We start from the raw sequence: 17,047 nt of genomic DNA, 5'->3' as shown, positions 1-17,047 counted from the left end.
AAAACCCCTATTAAGCGAACGGTAACATACGTGAAACTAGACCATGGTCATTTTTATGAACCATCATCTTAGGACGTAGGTGTAACTTACGCTTAGAAGTTTTCTTAGTCAGAATATGACGAAGATGCGCTTGTTTACGCTTGAAACCGCCAGAAGCAGTCTTTTTGAAACGCTTAGCAGCGCCACTGTGACTTTTTAGCTTATAAGCCATTGCAATAACTCCAATTGTATTGCTTTTAAATTAGTAAGCAGGCGTGAGATATATTTCTATAGCTCCACTTTTAGGCCTAACTTACTGCCATGTTCCGGTGAAGACCCAACATAAATGCCGCAATCTTGCTTTAAGACCGGTTAACTCAGGTGAATATTCGCATATTGCTTGCAGACCTGAGCTAATTTCGGTGCGTATTATCGCTTAAAAATTATTTTTTAGCAACAGGCGCCATCATCATAACCATTTGGCGGCCTTCAACACGATTTGGGAAAGACTCAACTACTGCAAGCTCTTCTAAATCGGCTTTGATACGGTTTAATAATTCTATACCAATTTCTTGGTGAGCCATTTCACGACCACGGAAGCGGATAGTAATCTTAGCTTTATCACCAGCTTCTAAGAACTTACGTAAGTTGCGAAGCTTAACCTGATAATCACCTTCATCCGTACCAGGACGGAATTTGATTTCTTTTATCTGGATTTGCTTTTGCTTCTTCTTCTGCTCTTTTAGTTCTTTGCTTTTTTCAAAGATGAACTTACCGTAGTCCATGATTCTACAAACAGGCGGCTCAGCGTTTGGACTGATCTCAACAAGATCAACACCCGCTGCATCGGCCATAGTTTGCGCGTCTTGTAATGACTGAATTCCAGCTTGTTCGCCTTCAATGTCAATTAAACGAACTTCTTGCGCTGTAATTTCTTCGTTAATACGATTTTTTTGAGCTGTTTGTTGCCCTTTCTTGCCGCCTCTAATAGTACGTTCCTCCAAGAATATCAATAATATAAGCGTGTAAATGGCTGTTTGTTAATGCCTTACACGCTCGATTTTTACTGTCGATTTTTAATTTCTTCACTAATTTTAGCTACAAAATCATCAACATTAAATTTGCCAAGGTCTTCACCTGTGCGAGTACGCACTGCTACTTCTTGCTGTTCAACTTCTTTATCGCCAACAACAAGTAAATATGGAATACGCTTCAGTGTATGCTCACGGATTTTAAAGCCAATCTTCTCATTTCTCAAGTCAGCAGCGGCTCTAATTCCAAGTTTATTTAATTTTTGTACAACTTCTTTAACATAAGGAGCCTGTTTATCGGTAATATTCATAATTACCACTTGCTTTGGTGCAAGCCACGTCGGGAATAAACCAGCGTACTCTTCAGTTAAAATGCCAATAAAGCGTTCAATAGAACCTAAAATAGCACGATGTATCATTACAGGTGTACGACGCTCGTTATTTTCTGCTACATAAGTAGCACCTAAACGACCCGGTAATGCAAAGTCTAATTGCACTGTACCACACTGCCACGCTCTGTCTAAACAATCGTACAAAGTAAATTCAATCTTAGGACCGTAAAACGCGCCTTCGCCCGGAAGATAATCAAATTCAATATCGTTTAGCTTAAGTGCATCAGCTAAAGCAAGCTCTGCTTTATCCCACATATGGTCTTCACCAATGCGTTGTTCTGGGCGAGTAGATAGCTTAACTACAATCTTCTCAAATCCGAATGTTTCATATGTATCATAAACCATCTTAATACACGCTGACACTTCGTCCATTATCTGCTCTTCAGTACAGAAAATGTGAGCGTCATCTTGTGTAAAGCCACGTACACGCATTAAACCGTGTAGTGCACCTGATGGTTCATTACGGTGACAACAACCAAATTCAGCCATACGAAGTGGTAAATCACGGTACGATTTTAAACCTTGGTTAAAGATTTGCACGTGACCAGGGCAGTTCATTGGTTTAATTGCGTATTCACGTTTTTCAGACTCAGTGGTAAACATTGCTTCTGAATATTTTTCCCAGTGACCTGATTTTTCCCAAAGTGAACGGTCCATCATCATTGGACCTTTTACTTCTTCGTACTCATATTCGCGTAATTTTTCACGTACAAATTCTTCAAGCTCGCGGTAAATGCTCCAACCATCGTTGTGCCAAAATACCATGCCTGGCGCTTCTTCTTGCCAATGCCATAAATCAAGCGCTTTACCAATACGACGGTGATCGCGTTTTTCAGCTTCTTCAAGGCGCTTTAAATACGCTTTAAGTTGCTTTTTATCGCCCCACGCGGTGCCGTAAATGCGTTGTAGCATTTTGTTTTCTGAATCACCACGCCAATATGCACCCGCCACTTTCATTATTTTAAAGTTTTGGCAAAATTTCATGTTAGGAACGTGAGGTCCACGACACATGTCTACATATTCTTCGTGATGATATAACCCAGGACGGTCATCTTTAGCGATGTTTTCGTCCAAAATTTCTATTTTGTATGTTTCGCCACGCGCTTCAAATGTATCGCGTGCTTCTTGCCAGCTTACTGTTTTTTTCACTACGTCGTAGTTGGTTTTTGCAAGTTGCAGCATACGCTTTTCAATTGCTTCAAGATCATCTTGTGATAGTGAGTGTTCCATATCGATATCGTAGTAAAAACCGTTATCAATGGTAGGACCAATTGCCATTTTTGCGTCTGGGAAAAGTTGCTTAACTGCATGACCGATTAAGTGAGCACAAGAGTGACGAATGATTTCAAGGCCGTCATCGTCTTTAGCGGTAATGATCTCAAGACGAGAGTCATCACTAATTAAATCACATGCATCAACACGGTCGCCATTTACACGGCCCGCAATGGTCGCTTTAGCTAAACCAGGACCAATGTCGTTTGCAACATCAAGCGTGCTTACAGGGTTTTCAAAACTACGTTGACTTCCGTCTGGAAGAGTAATAACTGGCATTATAAATCCTTGCTACAGTGGTGACACCTACAATGTATCACGTGTATTTTTAATAAATTAAATGAGAATGACTCGACAACGCTTTTACGAATAAGCATTGACTAATATATGTAGATGAGGAGTCTATTCAACTACAAAGATATATTGTCGCGTGCCGCGCATTTAATTACAAGTTTAAAGGGGTGAAATCGCCCCGTTTTATCCACAAAATGTAGCTTTTAAAGCAAAAAAATCATTTTATTAAAATATAAAAGCATCAATGCATTAATTACGCGCCTACAGCTATACCCACACTCGCATTTTAATGTGCGTTGCGTATAATACTGCGTAATTAAGTTATTTTAGAGAATAGACATGAGAACATGTGGTGTAGAAATTACCGGTAGTGATGTACTACTTTGTATTTTAAGTAAAGATAATGACGTATTTGATATTCGCGATGTGCGCCAAACACGCTTTACCTTAGGTAACGGTAACGACACTGAAGTAATGCGTAAATTTCAATTCGATTTTGCAAAACTAATGCAAGATTACCAAATTGATTCTGTTGCAATTCGTGAGCGTCAGCCTAAAGGTAAATTTGCTGGCAGTGCAAAAGGCTTTAAAATGGAAACTGCAATTCAATTAATCAACAACTTAGATGTACGTTTATTTACTACAACGGAAGTTAAAGAGCAGTTAAAACGCAACCCCATCCCTATTGATTTTGAAGAAACAGGCCTTAAAAAGTACCAAGAAAATGCTTTTGTAAACGCTTACGTTTATATCATGAAAAAAACATACCGCAGCGACGAAATGTAAACTCATTACTCGTTTAAAAACGCGTACTTACATTGTAAGACGCGTTTTTTTGTGTCTAAAAAGTAGTATTAGCTTTTATTAATCTAATAATACATTAGTCTAACCACACTTCTCTTTGTCGACAATATGTGTTTATTTTAACTTTGTAGTTTACATAACTCACACACATTTTCATGGAGAGAGCAATGCACACACACACTACCCCGGTAAAAGAAGTAGAACAAATAAATCACTTGCCGTTATCTCAAAGCTACTTTAAAGGTATACAAAGCACACCTTTAACAAATTCAACTATAGGCGATTACTTTGACTTCATTGTCGACAAAAACCCAGAGGCGTTAGCTGTTGTAGTTCATCACCAAGGTATTAGATTAACGTATAAAGAATTTCAAAAAGAAGTTAATCAGCTTGCTATGGGGTTACTTGCCCTTGGCGTAAAACCAGGTGAGCGCGTTGGTATTTGGTCTCCTAATAATATTGAGTGGTGCTTAACCCAATTTGCAACGGCAAAAATTGGCGCAATAATGGTGTGCATCAACCCGGCCTATCGTCCTAACGAATTACAATATGCTTTAAATAGTGTTGAATGCTCTACTCTAATCACAGCATCAAATTTTAAAGGCAGTGATTACTTAGAAATGCTTAATTGTTTAGCGCCAGAACTTGCAACTTGCGATAAGTACACACTTAATTTAAAAGCACTACCCACTCTTAAAAATATAATCCGCATTGGCGATGAAGCATCTCCTGGTATGCACTCTTTTAATGATGTTATTAACTTGCCAACAGCAGCTCATGAGCTTGAATTAAAAGCAATAGGTGAAAACTTAAATGCTGATCAAGACATCAATATACAATTTACATCAGGTACAACAGGCAACCCAAAAGGCGCAACGCTCACTCATAAAAATATTTTAAATAATGCGCTATTCGTCGCCGAATCTATGCACTTTACGAGCGATGACAAGTTATGTATCCCTATCCCGTTATATCATTGCTTTGCAATGGTATTGGGTAGCTTATTGTGTGTTAGTAAAGGTGCAGCAGCCATTTACCCTAGTGATTCGTTCGATGCAAAAACCACGCTTGATGTAGTTCAACAAGAAGGATGTACAGCGCTGCACGGTGTACCTACTATGTTTATTAGTGAGCTTGAGCTGAGTAATTTTAACGATTATGACTTAAGTACTTTACGCACGGGTGTAATGGCAGGCTCTACATGCCCAGAGCAAGTAATGCGCAAAGTACAAACACAAATGAACATGCATCAAGTACTGATTGCTTACGGGCAAACGGAGTGCAGCCCCATAAACAACATTACCGAAACAGACTCTTCAATAGAGCGGCAAGTAACGACAGTTGGCCGCGCCCTTGCCCATACCGAGGTTAAAATAATTGACGAGCTGGGTAACATTCAAAAAATTGGTCAACCTGGCGAAGTATGTAGTAAAGGTGCAGGCATAATGCGCTGCTATTGGAATGACGAAGCTAAAACAAAAGCCACAATAGATGACGAAGGTTGGCTGCACTCTGGCGATTTAGGTGTCATGGATACAGAAGGGTTTGTCACGATTGTTGGGCGTATAAAAGATATGATTATTCGCGGAGGCGAAAACATTTACCCTCGAGAAATAGAGGAAGTACTTTACACCTACCCGGGCATTCAAGATGCTGCCATATTTGGTATAACCGATGAAAAGTATGGCGAAGAAGTATGCGCTTGGATCCAACCAAAAGAAGATGCTGTACTTGATGAGCAAGCAATTCGTGAGTTTTTAAAAGATAAACTAGCCTACTTTAAAATGCCACGACATATCCGTTTCGTAGAAAACTACCCAATGACAGTAACAGGTAAACTGCAAAAATTTAAAATGCGCGAGCAAATGCAAGAAGAGCTAAGCGACAACGCTTTTTCCTAGTTTCGTCTTTAAGTAACTGAGGCTCTGGGTAGGGAATTTATCTCAGAGCTATGTTCAGAGCTAGCAGCGTTAAATTTACGTATGTTAGGACTAATACTAAAAAGCACAGCCAATTGGCTGTGCTTTTTATGTACTGAATTTATTATAAATTCAACATTCTCTTTTTTAAACGTTCTAAATCAATCGCACTCGAGCGCACTGTTAATTTAATATGGCTGTATTCATATTCTTCTTTAACAACACTCATACTCGATCGAATTTCGCCCACAATACCTTTAGCTGTGTACGGTATAACAATCTCTTCTTCAATCATGTCCTCTTGAGCAATGCCAATAATGTATTTGTGCAGTTTACTAATATCATCTGGATTACGTGTAGAAGTCATCATCGCATCAGGAAACTCATCCATTAGCGACTGCTGTTGATCAGTACTTAATTGGTCTGACTTATTCAGTACTAATAATTTTTTGCTACCTTCTACCCCAACTTCTGCCAGTACTTTATGTACTACTTCAAGTTGTGAGCGAAAAGAAGGATCTGAAGCATCTACAACATATAACAGTAACGACGCATCATGTGCCTCAGCGAGCGTTGAATGAAATGAAGCAACCAAATCATGAGGTAATTTTTTAATAAAACCAACCGTATCTGAAACCAATATACGAGGCTGGGTAATCGGATACAGCGCGCGAACAGTGGTATCTAGCGTTGCAAAAAGTTTGTTTTCGCCTTCTACATCACTACCTGTAATTGCGCGCATCATTGATGACTTGCCCGCATTGGTATACCCAATTAAAGCCACTGAGAATAGCTCAGAGCGCTGCGTACGTCTGTCCATCATTACATCTTGAACACTAACAAGTTCGCGCTTTAATTCTGCTAACTGATCGCGCACCTTACGGCGATTTAGCTCAAGTGTGGTTTCACCCGCACCTTTACCCATTTGGCGTTCTTTATCACCTGTTGATGTTTCACGAAGCCGTGGCGCGACATAATTAAGGCGAGCAATTTCAACTTGTAATTTTGCTGTTTTAGTACGCGCATGACGGCTAAATATTTCAATGATAATACCAGTGCGATCAAATACTTCTACACCTAATTGGTTCTCAACATTACGCAGTTGAGAAGGCGTTAAATCGCAGTCAAATACCACTACATCGGCACATGCAAACTCTAAATCGTTTGATGGAATTTCTGAGGATATTTCGGTTAAAGGGTCTTCATCAAGTAAATCATCTTCTTGCTCGTTTTCAACCATCCCTTTATTGCCGGTAAGGTGTGCTATTTCAGCTAGTTTTCCTGAGCCCAGTACATTAACTTTTTGGGTAGAACTTTGCTTTTGCGATTGTGTACCTACTACTTTAAAGCCTAATGTAGTTACCAAACGAGCAAGCTCTGCAAGCGATTCTGTTGCTTCGTCGCCTTTAAATTGTGGTGTACTAATAGAAATAAGTAACGCATTAGGAAGTGATGGTTTTGCAGTTAGTTGCATAATTTTTTATATGTTAATGCACCTAAAGTGCAAACCTAATTTTCATTCGAAAGTAACTTGATCCTACGCTGTTATGACCGAGCTTTACAGCGTTATAGCTTACGAATGCAATTATTATCTTTATTTTGCCAAAATTAGCGTTAATCTGTGAACTATTTGTGCGGGGGCAATATAATTTTTACACGCAAGTAAACCAATAAGTAACTTGGTGTTGTTATAAATGTATTTAATTATTAAGTGTTGGGGTTTAACATTGATAATAGGCTTTATGTAGCATTGCACATACACAAGCCCATTAACTAAAAGCTAATTAGCTAAAACCAGTTACTAAGCAGACTCTTCTGGACGATGCTGCTTTTGTACGCCGGTTAAAAACAAACGTAATATTTGATCGTTACAAACACGGTAATGTTTGTTATCTACTTTACGAGAAAATGCGCTTAACTCATGCTTACTTAAATCAAAATCAACAAGTGCAAGTGTTGCTATAACATCTTCTGCTTTCATATTTAAAGCAATACGTAGCTTCATAAAGATAATATTGTTGTTTAGCTTTTTCTCTGGCTCTGGTTGCTCACCTTCGCGTTTGCCACGTTGGGTATTAATAAACCCATTTAAAAAGCTTGCAAACTCAGTATCACTTATTGGGGTAAAAGCCTCTTCACCTTCTTTAGTTAACCATGCAATTACTTGCTCTTTGGTGACCGTATGCTCTGCTGATGCAAAAACATTGACCATAGCAGTATCAGTTAAGTTAAAAGTGTAGCGAATGCGGCGTAAAATATCGTTATTAGTCAAAGTAAATCCCAAAGTGAGGTATAGCAACCAAGCAGTTATTGCTTAATTTTATATAAGCACCTAGTTTAACAGGTTTACTAATACCACCCTATTAATTTTTATCTGAGCTTCTTATACCTAGTTACCAAGCACCTTGGCAGGATCTACGCGCGTTGCTTGCCATGCAGGATAAATAGTGGCAAGTATCGCAAGCACAAACGTAACAATCACTGTAATACCAATGTCTTCAAGTACTAATTTACTTGGTAAAAACTCTATAAAATAAACGCCCTCAAGTGGATTGGCTCCAAATAATTGGCTTATCCACGTAAAAAGCTCACTTATATTAAGCGCTAATACCACGCCAATTAGTGTCCCTAGTGCCACGCCTACAAATGCTTGCATTAAGCCTTGCATTACAAAGGTGGCTAAAATAGTACTGTCTTTCGCGCCCATGGTTTTTAAAATTGCGATATTGCCTTGTTTTTCGCGTACTTCCATCACCAAGGACGATACAATATTAAAACTGGCTACCGCTATAATTAAAAACACCACAATATAAACAATGGTACGCACCATTTGAATATCTTGATAAAGGCTGCCTTGGGTTCTAAACCAACTAGAAATATACACGTAGTCGTCAATAGTTTGGCCCACTCTTAGCGCTATTTGATGCGCCGAAAACACATCATCAACACTTAAACGCAGCCCTGTTACTTGGGTTTCATCGTAACCCAATGTTTGCTGTGCTTTGTTAAGATGTATAAATGCAGCGGTACTATCAATCGGTCCGCCCATTTCTATAACACCTGCAAGGTTAAGTGTTACGCGTTTAGGCGCTAATAATGATTGACCTTTTTGACTAATTTGCGGAATAAGTAATGTAATGTTATCGCCTACTTTGGCGTCTAACTGTTTTACTATTTGTTTACCTAAAATTACATCGTCAAGGCCTAGCTGGCTGACTAATTTACCACTGGTAAACTGATTTACCGCCGATACATTACTCTCTAGCGATGGCTCTACACCTCGAATTTCTATCGCTTTTAGCTGGCTTTTATATTGCGCCATCCCATTCACTGCAATAAATGGCGCAGCCCCTGTTACATGCGGTTGTGTTTGTAAATCCTCAATTTTTTGCGACCAATTCGCGATGGGTCTACTTGGTGCTACATATTCAACCTGTGGCACAACACTTAGTAATCTATGTACTAGTTGCTGCTCAAAACCATTAATTACCGACAGCGCCACAATTAAAACCGCGACACCTAATAAAATACCAATAGTGGACGCTTTAGCGATAAAACTAACAAAGCCGTTTTTTTCATCTTTGTGGCCTGAATAGGCTCTAAAACGTTTACTTAAAAATGCACTAAGCAACATGCTGCGACTCTTTAATAGCTAGTTTTCCATCGTCTAAATAAGCTATTTTGCCCAGCTTATCGGCAAGTTCTAAATCGTGTGTAACTACCACAAAACTGGTGTTTAAGCTTTGGTTAAGCTCATTAATTAAATCGTAAATTTTAATCGCATTTTGTTTATCTAAATTACCGGTTGGTTCATCAGCAAGCACAAGCGCAGGTTTTGTAACCAGTGCACGGGCAATAGCCACGCGTTGGCGCTCTCCACCAGAAAGCGCAGACGGTTTATGCGAGCTGCGATGTGCAAGGCCTACTTTTTCGAGCATATCGAGCGCTTGAGCTTTGGCTTCTTTTGCACTCAAGCCTTTAATTAATAATGGCATAGCCACGTTTTCGACTGCGCTAAACTCCATTAATAAGTGATGAAATTGATAGATAAAGCCCAAGTTTTGGTTTCTAAATGCGGCTTGCTCTGTTCGCGAAAGTTTTGCAACTTCTTGGTTTTTAATTTTAGCGCTACCTGAGCTTGCGGTATCTAATGTGCCAAGTATGTGTAAAAGCGTACTTTTACCAGAGCCAGAACTCCCTACAATAGCGAGCATTTCACCTTGCTGCAGCGCTAAATCAACACCTTTTAATACTTCAACTTGGTTGCTGCCATCTTGATAAACTTTACTTAAATTTTCACAACTAATTACTAAATCATTCATAACGTAATACCTCTGCTGGTTTTACTTTTGCGGCTTTACGCGCAGGATATAAGGTAGCTAAAAAGCTCATAGCAATGCTGGCAAATGCTATTATTACTAAACTCAAAATATCAAATTTTACCGGAAGCTCTATACCTGCCAATAAGTTTAAGCCCACTAATGCAAGTAGCTCATTTATATATAAACTAAATATTACACCTAAAAATGCGCCTATTGCTGTACCAATTACGCCGTTATATAAGCCTTGCACCATAAACACTTTTTGCACTTGCGAAGGCGTTAAACCTAACGTTTGTAGTATGGCCACTTCACCTTGTTTTTCGCTTACCATCATGGTTAATGCCGATACAATATTAAATACAGCCACCAATACAATGAGGGCAAGCAACATAGACATAATGCGCTTTTCCATAGCAACGGCTGCAAATAGAGTACCTTGGGTACTGCGCCAATCACTATAATTATGATCTTGTAAAATACGCTGGCTTGCTTCAATAAACTCATCTAGTTCGAAAGGTTCGTGCAATGAAACACTTAAATTTGGGGCAGTGTTTTTATCCAGCTTTAATACCCGTTGTAGTGAAGCGCCACTTGTAAACGCAAGTGCCATATCTATCTCAGATCCGGTTTCGTATATTGCGGCCACTTTAAATAAACGCTGGCTGGGTACTCGCCCAAGAGGTGTATATGTTGAAGCATTAGGCATAATAACGCGAAGCTTATCACCCACGCTAACGCCTAATTTACGACTCAAATAACGGCTTATAGCAATGTTGTAATTTTTGTTTAATACAGTTTTCCAATCGCCTTGCACTATTTTATCGGTAATTTTATACAAAGACCCGCTGTCGTTATAAAGGCCTTGTAGTAAAACGCCGTGCAAGTCTTTATTCGTCTGCAAAATAGCTTCGCCGTGGCGATATAAGCTTACATGATCAACATAAGGAGATTGTTCGAGGTCGGTTTTAAGGGTGCCCATTTGGGTGGCAGTATTTTTACCTGCGCTAACTTCAACATGCGGAATAAGTCCAAGCATATTGGTTTTTAGGCTATTTTCAAACCCGTTCATTACACTGCTTACCGTAAATAATGCCATTAAACCAATAGCGATACCGGCAATAGAAAAAAACGAAATAAAGGATATAAACGCATTTCCTTTAGAGGAGCGACTATATCTAAGCCCTATAAATAAGCTAACCGGTTGAAACATATTATTTTTAACACTTATCGTAAAAGTATTGAGCAATAGTAGCACGAAAAAAGTGCCTTTGGGTATGGCGTAAAATGTAAGAAATAATTTAAAAATCTGATACTTGGCTATATTTACAGCAATACATGCTTAACCATTAATTCGCGATTAAGCTTTCAGCCCTTTAACTAAATAATCGAGCAATACCCGTACATTAGTCGCCACAAACTGCCTTGGTGGATATACGCCCCATACCCCTTCTTGCTGTGGTTGATAGGGTGTTAAAATAGGCACCAATTGCCCTGAGTTAATTTCGTTTTCAATGTAGTAGTCTGGGAGTTGTACAATACCGAGCCCCTTTTTTGCGCCATCCACCAGCGCCCAACCACTATTACACTGTAGCCGCCCTGCTATTTTAATGTGTTTATCGCGCCCATTTTCGTTTACGCGCCAGTAGCTACTATTCCCAATTAAACATTCATGGCTGTTTAGCTCGCCTAAAGTATGCGGCTCACCAAATCGCGTTAAATACTGCGGTGCAGCGCACATAATAAAACGCCGCGCACTTAACCTACGCGCTTTTAAGCTCGAATCTTTTAAATGCCCTAACCTTATGGCTAAATCAAATCCGCCCTCTAATAAGTTTTCTTGCTCGTTACTTAGTGTGGCAACAACTTCTACCTCGGGATGCTCCTTCATAAAATTATGCACTATGGGCATAATAAAGCTCTCTCCGTACATAACTGGTGCTGTGAGCTTTATTTTACCTTTAGGCGTACTTTGTTGCTGAGCAAGGCCTTGAGTTGCCTCGTCCATAGCGTGTTGTAAGTGCTTTATTTGATGTAAGTACACTTCACCTTCTTTAGTTAAAACCACTTTACGAGTAGTACGAGTTAAAAGCTGGGTATTTAAACGTTGCTCAAGCGCCGTAACATGGCGGCTAATATGCGCAACCGAAAGCCCAAGCATTTTTGCAGCCGCAGTAAAGCTGCCCTCTTCACCAACCGCTATAAACTCATCAATTCCATCCCAACGTGCCATTATTACCATACTGTAAAAGTGTTTTAATAAAATTGAGATTATCATTATTTTAGAAACAAATACAATAAGCCCATCACCCAAGCAAATTGGGTCTACAATTATTTTTTAATAGCCAGTTAAAGGAAATAAAACACATGTCTGAATTTATTAAATCAAAAGCTGCCATTGCTTGGGGTCCTAATCAACCACTTAGTGTTGAAGAAGTTGATGTGATGATGCCTAAAAAAGGCGAAGTTATGGTAAAAATTACCGCTACAGGTGTGTGTCATACTGATGCATTTACATTATCAGGACAAGATCCTGAAGGCATATTTCCTGCTATTTTAGGTCACGAAGGAGCTGGTGTTGTCTATGCAGTTGGCGAAGGCGTAACGAGTGTTGAAGTGGGGGATCATGTTATTCCTTTATACACTGCAGAATGTGGCGTATGTAAAATGTGTACTTCAGGTAAAACTAACCTGTGTTCAGCCGTGCGCGAAACACAAGGTAAAGGCCTAATGCCAGACGGCACTACACGCTTTTTTAAAGATGGCCAACCAATTTATCACTACATGGGTACATCAACGTTCTCTGAGTACACTGTATTGCCAGAAATCTCACTTGCTAAAGTAAATAAAGAAGCATCACTAGAAGAGATTTGCTTACTAGGCTGTGGTGTAACAACGGGCATGGGCGCAGTTACCAACACAGCTAAAGTAAAGCCTGGCGACACTGTTGCTATATTTGGCTTAGGCGGTATTGGTTTGTCTGCGATTATTGGCGCAAAAATGGCTGGTGCAGGTCGTATTATCGGTGTTGATATAAACACCACTAAATTCGATTTAGCTACAAAACTAGGTGCTACTGATTTAATTAACCCAAAAGATTTCGACAAGCCAATTCAAGAAGTTATTGTTGAAATGACAGATGGCGGCGTTGACTACTCGTTTGAATGTATCGGTAATGTTGACGTAATGCGCTCAGCGCTTGAGTGTTGCCACAAAGGTTGGGGTGAGTCGGTCATTATTGGTGTGGCAGGTGCAGGCCAAGAAATATCAACCCGTCCGTTTCAGCTGGTAACTGGGCGTGTATGGCGTGGTAGTGCATTTGGTGGCGTTAAAGGCCGTTCACAACTCCCTGAAATTGTTGAGCGTTACATGGCAGGTGAATTTGCTCTTAGCGACTTTATTACTCACACAATGAGCCTTGAAGATATTAACGAAGCGTTTGATTTAATGCACGAAGGCAAAAGTATTCGTACAGTCATTCATTACTAATAAACTGCATTCGTAAAATAGCTTATTAATAAGCCGTAATACTTTTAAGTTTACGGCTTTTAAGGATTAAGTATGTTAGAAAATATCTCAAGTGTAAAAGTGTCTGGCGGTTGGCATAAGCAATATACTCACAGCTCGCGAAGTACACATTGCACTATGCGCTTTGCCGTATTTTTACCACCTGGCGCAAGTGAAGCAAATAAAGTACCGGTACTTTATTGGTTATCGGGATTAACCTGTACCGACGAAAATTTTATGCAAAAAGCCGGTGCATTTAAAAAAGCAGCAGAGCTGGGTATTGCTATTGTAGCGCCTGACACTAGCCCGCGTGGCGAAAACGTACCCAATGAAGACAGCTACGACTTTGCACAAGGCGCAGGCTTTTACGTAAATGCCACGCAAGCTCCTTACAACACCCATTTTAATATGTACGATTATGTTGTTAGTGAATTACCAGCATTGATAGAGCAACATTTTCCGGTAACATGTATAAAAGCAATTAGTGGTCACTCTATGGGCGGGCACGGTGCATTAATGGTCGCACTTAAAAACCCGACTGCTTTTGTAAGTGCCTCGGCTTTTAGCCCTATTGTAAATCCGATTGAATGCCCTTGGGGTGTAAAAGCATTTACTGGTTATTTAGGAAATGATAAAGCGCTTTGGAAGCAATACGACAGCTGCGAGCTGATGAAAAACGCAGAGCAAGCTCATTACTTACCCATGTTAGTGAGTCAAGGTGATGCCGATGGTTTTTTACAAGAGCAACTTAAGCCAGAAAACTTAGTCGCTATTGCTGATAAAAAAAGCTACCCGCTTACACTTGAAATGCAAGCAGGCTACGATCATAGCTACTTTTTTATAAGCAGCTTTATTGACCAACACTTATTATTTCATCATCAGTTTTTAACTGCTTAGCCTCATTAGTGTGTAGAGATGACTTTTCTACCTCTACACACTCTTTTAGACTTTTAGTGACCTGCCTACATACTTGCGTAGTAGTGCTTTCCCCTTTAACTAGGCTAACAAGAGCCGAATCTATCTTTAATCCCATATCAGTAAAGTTAAATCCGTTTTTATCTGTAGGTACTGGCTCTAGTGGGTTTTTATAAGGTGTTGACTGCGCCGGGCTAATACTATTTTTATCATTACGCGCCTGAGATTGTGCTTGCCCATCAATAATAGCGCCCGCAACTGTACAGCCAGAAAGGCAATAAAAAAACAAAAGTACAATAATTGTTTTCATCATTCATCCTTAACTAAATATTACCTAAATTGTATACGTTTTTTATTGTAACTCTGTAAAAAAATGTAAGTATTACTACCTAAAATCATTTATAAACTTTCTTGTAACACCCACCAGCTGCAATATAAAAAATGGCGACCCTAAATGACCTAAAATTTTATTAATGGTAGGTTGTAAGTGTTCTGTGAGAAGTTCAGGAAATAAAAAGCAAAAACAGATAACCCAGCGCAAAATAGTAACGCTGTTTTTTCAAGTTTAGTGGGTGTGATTAATGTTTTATTTAAAGGCAAAAGGTTCACATAGGTGTCTTTTAGGTATGATAAAAGAATACGGGGCTTTAAAACTCAGATCAAATTAACTATCGCGTAAAATAGTAATAAAAACATGTAAAAGTTTCCTCAATAATTTTTATTAAACTCAGCTTCCTACAATAAACCATTGATTATTAGTTATTTATGCAATGGCCCACTGTTTGCTTATTATTAACAAAATTAACCCGCATAGGCTCAATAATGGAAATTGATTTACAGTGGAATGAAATCATCGATAACTTAATACATTTAGGTATTGCATACCTACTTGCGCTACCTATGGCTTACGACAGAGAGCGTAGCCATGATGGTGCAGGCCTTCGTACCTTTCCTCTTGTTGCTGTTGCATCGTGTGGGTATGCATTAATAGCGATGTCGGTTTTAGATGGCGCAGAAGCTCAATCTAAAATGTTGCAAGGCATCATTACTGGCATTGGTTTTATTGGCGGTGGCGCAATTTTGAAAAATAACAAATCAACCTCCGGTACAGCAACCGCAGCCAGTATTTGGAATATGGGCTTAATTGGTATAGCTGTAGCCTATAGCCGTTACGAAATAGCCATTTTGCTCGCCATTATTAATTTTATAACGCTAAGGTATGTAAAAAAGTTTAAGTGATAATTAGCTGTATCATTACAAGTAATGCGAGCAAATATTGGTCGTATTACGTGTGTATAATCACTGGCAAAATATAAATACACGATTTCAATTTGATACAATATAACATATAATAAATACAGTTTTAAATCACTCTATATAGCTCTCTTATGTCGCTACCTTCAACCGATAACCGCTTACATCATATTGATATATTACGGGGCATTATAATTATATTTATGGTTATTGACCATGGTATGTATTATTGCCTTAATTACTCAGTTACCGATCCGATGACCATTCCAGGGACTGATCCCGTTACCTTTTTTACGCGTTTTGTTTCTCACTTTTGCGCACCACTCTTCGTATTCTTAGCAGGTCTATCTGCGGCTATAACAGAGCATAAATATGTATCCACTAAAGCATTTTCACAAAGCTTGATTATTCGTGGTTTAGTGCTAATTTTGTTTGAATTTACTATTGTTTCGTGGTCTTGGAGCTTTAACCCACTATACCCAATGCTATACGCACAAGTTATTTGGGCTATCGGCTGGGGCTTTGTTATTTTAGGACTGCTGCGTTTCCTGGGCATTTATGCCATTTTTGTAGCAGGCTTATTACTCGTGTTTGGGCATAATTTATTTGATGGAACAAGCTTTGAGCCTAATACATTTGCACATACTGCTTGGTCTATTGCACATCAAAAAAATGTACTTGATCTCCCTTTTGATTTTCAAATTAGAACAACCTACCCAGTTGCCCCTATTGTTGGCTTAATGGCATTGGCATATTGCGCTGGTGTTTATTACAAAGCACAACAATACAGTAAAAAAGTGATGAATCACGCATTGTTATTAGGGGTTACTTGCCTTGCGCTTTATGGCATTTTACGTGGGTTTAACTTATACGGTGACATGTCACAGTTTGCTATACATACAAGCTCATTACTCACTGTTATGTCGTTTCTAAACCCAACAAAGTATCCGCTTTCGCTGCAGTTTATGTTACTTACTGTTGGCCTTGGGCTTATTTTTTTAAAGGCATTAAGTGGTTTAAAAACCGATTTTTCGCATAACTTTTTACAAGTACTGGGTAAAACAAGTATGTTTTCATACCTTGTGCATTTGTATTTATTACATGCTATTGCTTGGTTACTTATACCTATTCTTGGCTTTAATTTTAGCGATATGACCTACGCAGATACGCTCGTTGGTTTGCCTGAAGGTTATGGCATGAGTTACACAGCAACACTTTTATTTATAGCCGTTGTAATAGGGCTAACAACCCTACTCGCTAAGCGATACATTGTTTGGAAGCGAAGCCACAAACATAGCTTAATTGCTAAATATATATAGCGTTTATACAAGTTAGCACAAAATAATAGACATTAAAAAAGG

At 39.1% G+C, this 17,047-nt stretch carries 16 protein-coding genes; 6 read left to right on the top strand and 10 right to left on the bottom strand.

Annotated features, from left to right (window positions below; translation table 11 throughout):
• Nucleotides 1-10: 10 nt before the first annotated feature.
• The 3 genes from rpmI to thrS all read right to left on the bottom strand — a co-directional run bounded on the left by rpmI (nt 11) and on the right by thrS (nt 2,953).
• Nucleotides 11-211 (bottom strand): 50S ribosomal protein L35, encoded by a 201-nt coding sequence (gene rpmI, locus H5090_RS02930; protein WP_002960713.1) that lies wholly within the window; start codon nt 209-211, stop codon nt 11-13.
• A gap of 211 nt (nt 212-422) precedes the next feature.
• A complete protein-coding gene (gene infC / locus H5090_RS02925; protein WP_002960714.1) occupies nt 423-983 on the bottom strand; it encodes a translation initiation factor IF-3 in 561 nt (186 codons plus the stop codon).
• A 59-nt stretch (nt 984-1,042) separates the two neighbouring features.
• Nucleotides 1,043-2,953 (bottom strand): threonine--tRNA ligase, encoded by a 1,911-nt coding sequence (gene thrS / locus H5090_RS02920; RefSeq protein ID WP_024595638.1) that lies wholly within the window; start codon nt 2,951-2,953, stop codon nt 1,043-1,045.
• A 354-nt stretch (nt 2,954-3,307) separates the two neighbouring features.
• Here thrS and H5090_RS02915 point away from each other — a divergent pair, with 354 nt between their 5' ends.
• Together H5090_RS02915 and H5090_RS02910 are read left to right on the top strand one after the other, a co-directional pair.
• A complete protein-coding gene (locus tag H5090_RS02915) occupies nt 3,308-3,754 on the top strand; it encodes a DUF3010 family protein (RefSeq protein ID WP_024595637.1) in 447 nt (148 codons plus the stop codon).
• A gap of 185 nt (nt 3,755-3,939) precedes the next feature.
• Nucleotides 3,940-5,673, top strand: coding sequence for an AMP-binding protein (locus H5090_RS02910; RefSeq protein ID WP_182694992.1), 1,734 nt, complete (start codon nt 3,940-3,942; stop codon nt 5,671-5,673).
• 142 nt (nt 5,674-5,815) lie between these two features.
• On the opposite strand, the gene hflX is transcribed toward H5090_RS02910, so the two are convergent.
• From hflX to H5090_RS02880, 6 genes are all read right to left on the bottom strand, one after another.
• Nucleotides 5,816-7,165 carry a GTPase HflX gene (gene hflX / locus H5090_RS02905; RefSeq protein ID WP_024595635.1) on the bottom strand — a complete coding sequence of 450 codons (1,350 nt, stop codon included), beginning with the start codon at nt 7,163-7,165 and terminating at the stop codon, nt 5,816-5,818.
• A 327-nt stretch (nt 7,166-7,492) separates the two neighbouring features.
• Nucleotides 7,493-7,963, bottom strand: coding sequence for a DUF1456 family protein (locus H5090_RS02900; RefSeq protein WP_182694991.1), 471 nt, complete (start codon nt 7,961-7,963; stop codon nt 7,493-7,495).
• Nucleotides 7,964-8,080: 117 nt separating this feature from the next.
• Complete coding sequence (locus H5090_RS02895) at nt 8,081-9,325, bottom strand: lipoprotein-releasing ABC transporter permease subunit (RefSeq protein WP_182692978.1); 1,245 nt, start codon at nt 9,323-9,325, stop codon at nt 8,081-8,083.
• Nucleotides 9,315-10,013: a lipoprotein-releasing ABC transporter ATP-binding protein LolD gene (gene lolD / locus H5090_RS02890; RefSeq protein WP_007375330.1), complete on the bottom strand. Its 699-nt coding sequence runs from the start codon at nt 10,011-10,013 to the stop codon at nt 9,315-9,317. Before lolD ends, H5090_RS02895 begins: the two co-directional genes overlap by 11 nt.
• A complete protein-coding gene (locus H5090_RS02885; protein ID WP_033029508.1) occupies nt 10,006-11,223 on the bottom strand; it encodes a lipoprotein-releasing ABC transporter permease subunit in 1,218 nt (405 codons plus the stop codon). Before H5090_RS02885 ends, lolD begins: the two co-directional genes overlap by 8 nt.
• A gap of 147 nt (nt 11,224-11,370) precedes the next feature.
• Nucleotides 11,371-12,243 carry a LysR family transcriptional regulator gene (locus H5090_RS02880; RefSeq protein WP_182694990.1) on the bottom strand — a complete coding sequence of 291 codons (873 nt, stop codon included), beginning with the start codon at nt 12,241-12,243 and terminating at the stop codon, nt 11,371-11,373.
• 134 nt (nt 12,244-12,377) lie between these two features.
• Between H5090_RS02880 and H5090_RS02875 the strand changes: the two genes are divergently transcribed.
• Together H5090_RS02875 and fghA are read left to right on the top strand one after the other, a co-directional pair.
• Complete coding sequence (locus tag H5090_RS02875; protein ID WP_002960732.1) at nt 12,378-13,499, top strand: S-(hydroxymethyl)glutathione dehydrogenase/class III alcohol dehydrogenase; 1,122 nt, start codon at nt 12,378-12,380, stop codon at nt 13,497-13,499.
• 72 nt (nt 13,500-13,571) lie between these two features.
• On the top strand, nt 13,572-14,414 hold the full coding sequence (gene fghA / locus H5090_RS02870; protein WP_182694989.1) for an S-formylglutathione hydrolase: 843 nt from the start codon (nt 13,572-13,574) through the stop codon (nt 14,412-14,414).
• On the opposite strand, the gene H5090_RS02865 is transcribed toward fghA, so the two are convergent.
• Complete coding sequence (locus H5090_RS02865) at nt 14,368-14,742, bottom strand: hypothetical protein (RefSeq protein WP_096792994.1); 375 nt, start codon at nt 14,740-14,742, stop codon at nt 14,368-14,370. The two genes, fghA and H5090_RS02865, sit on opposite strands and share 47 nt — an antisense overlap.
• Nucleotides 14,743-15,254: 512 nt before the next feature.
• Here H5090_RS02865 and H5090_RS02860 point away from each other — a divergent pair.
• Nucleotides 15,255-15,671: an MgtC/SapB family protein gene (locus H5090_RS02860; RefSeq protein WP_002960738.1), complete on the top strand. Its 417-nt coding sequence runs from the start codon at nt 15,255-15,257 to the stop codon at nt 15,669-15,671.
• A gap of 149 nt (nt 15,672-15,820) precedes the next feature.
• The gene (locus H5090_RS02855; RefSeq protein ID WP_024603369.1) at nt 15,821-17,005 is read left to right on the top strand and encodes a DUF1624 domain-containing protein; all 1,185 of its coding nucleotides are present in this window, start codon (nt 15,821-15,823) and stop codon (nt 17,003-17,005) included.
• Nucleotides 17,006-17,047: the final 42 nt, after the last annotated feature.

The organism is Pseudoalteromonas sp. SR43-5, from assembly GCF_014163835.1.
Taxonomy (GTDB): Bacteria; Pseudomonadota; Gammaproteobacteria; order Enterobacterales; family Alteromonadaceae; genus Pseudoalteromonas; species Pseudoalteromonas distincta.
Note: the sequence above shows the minus strand (reverse complement) of the source record. Positions and strands in the feature narration are given on the sequence as shown.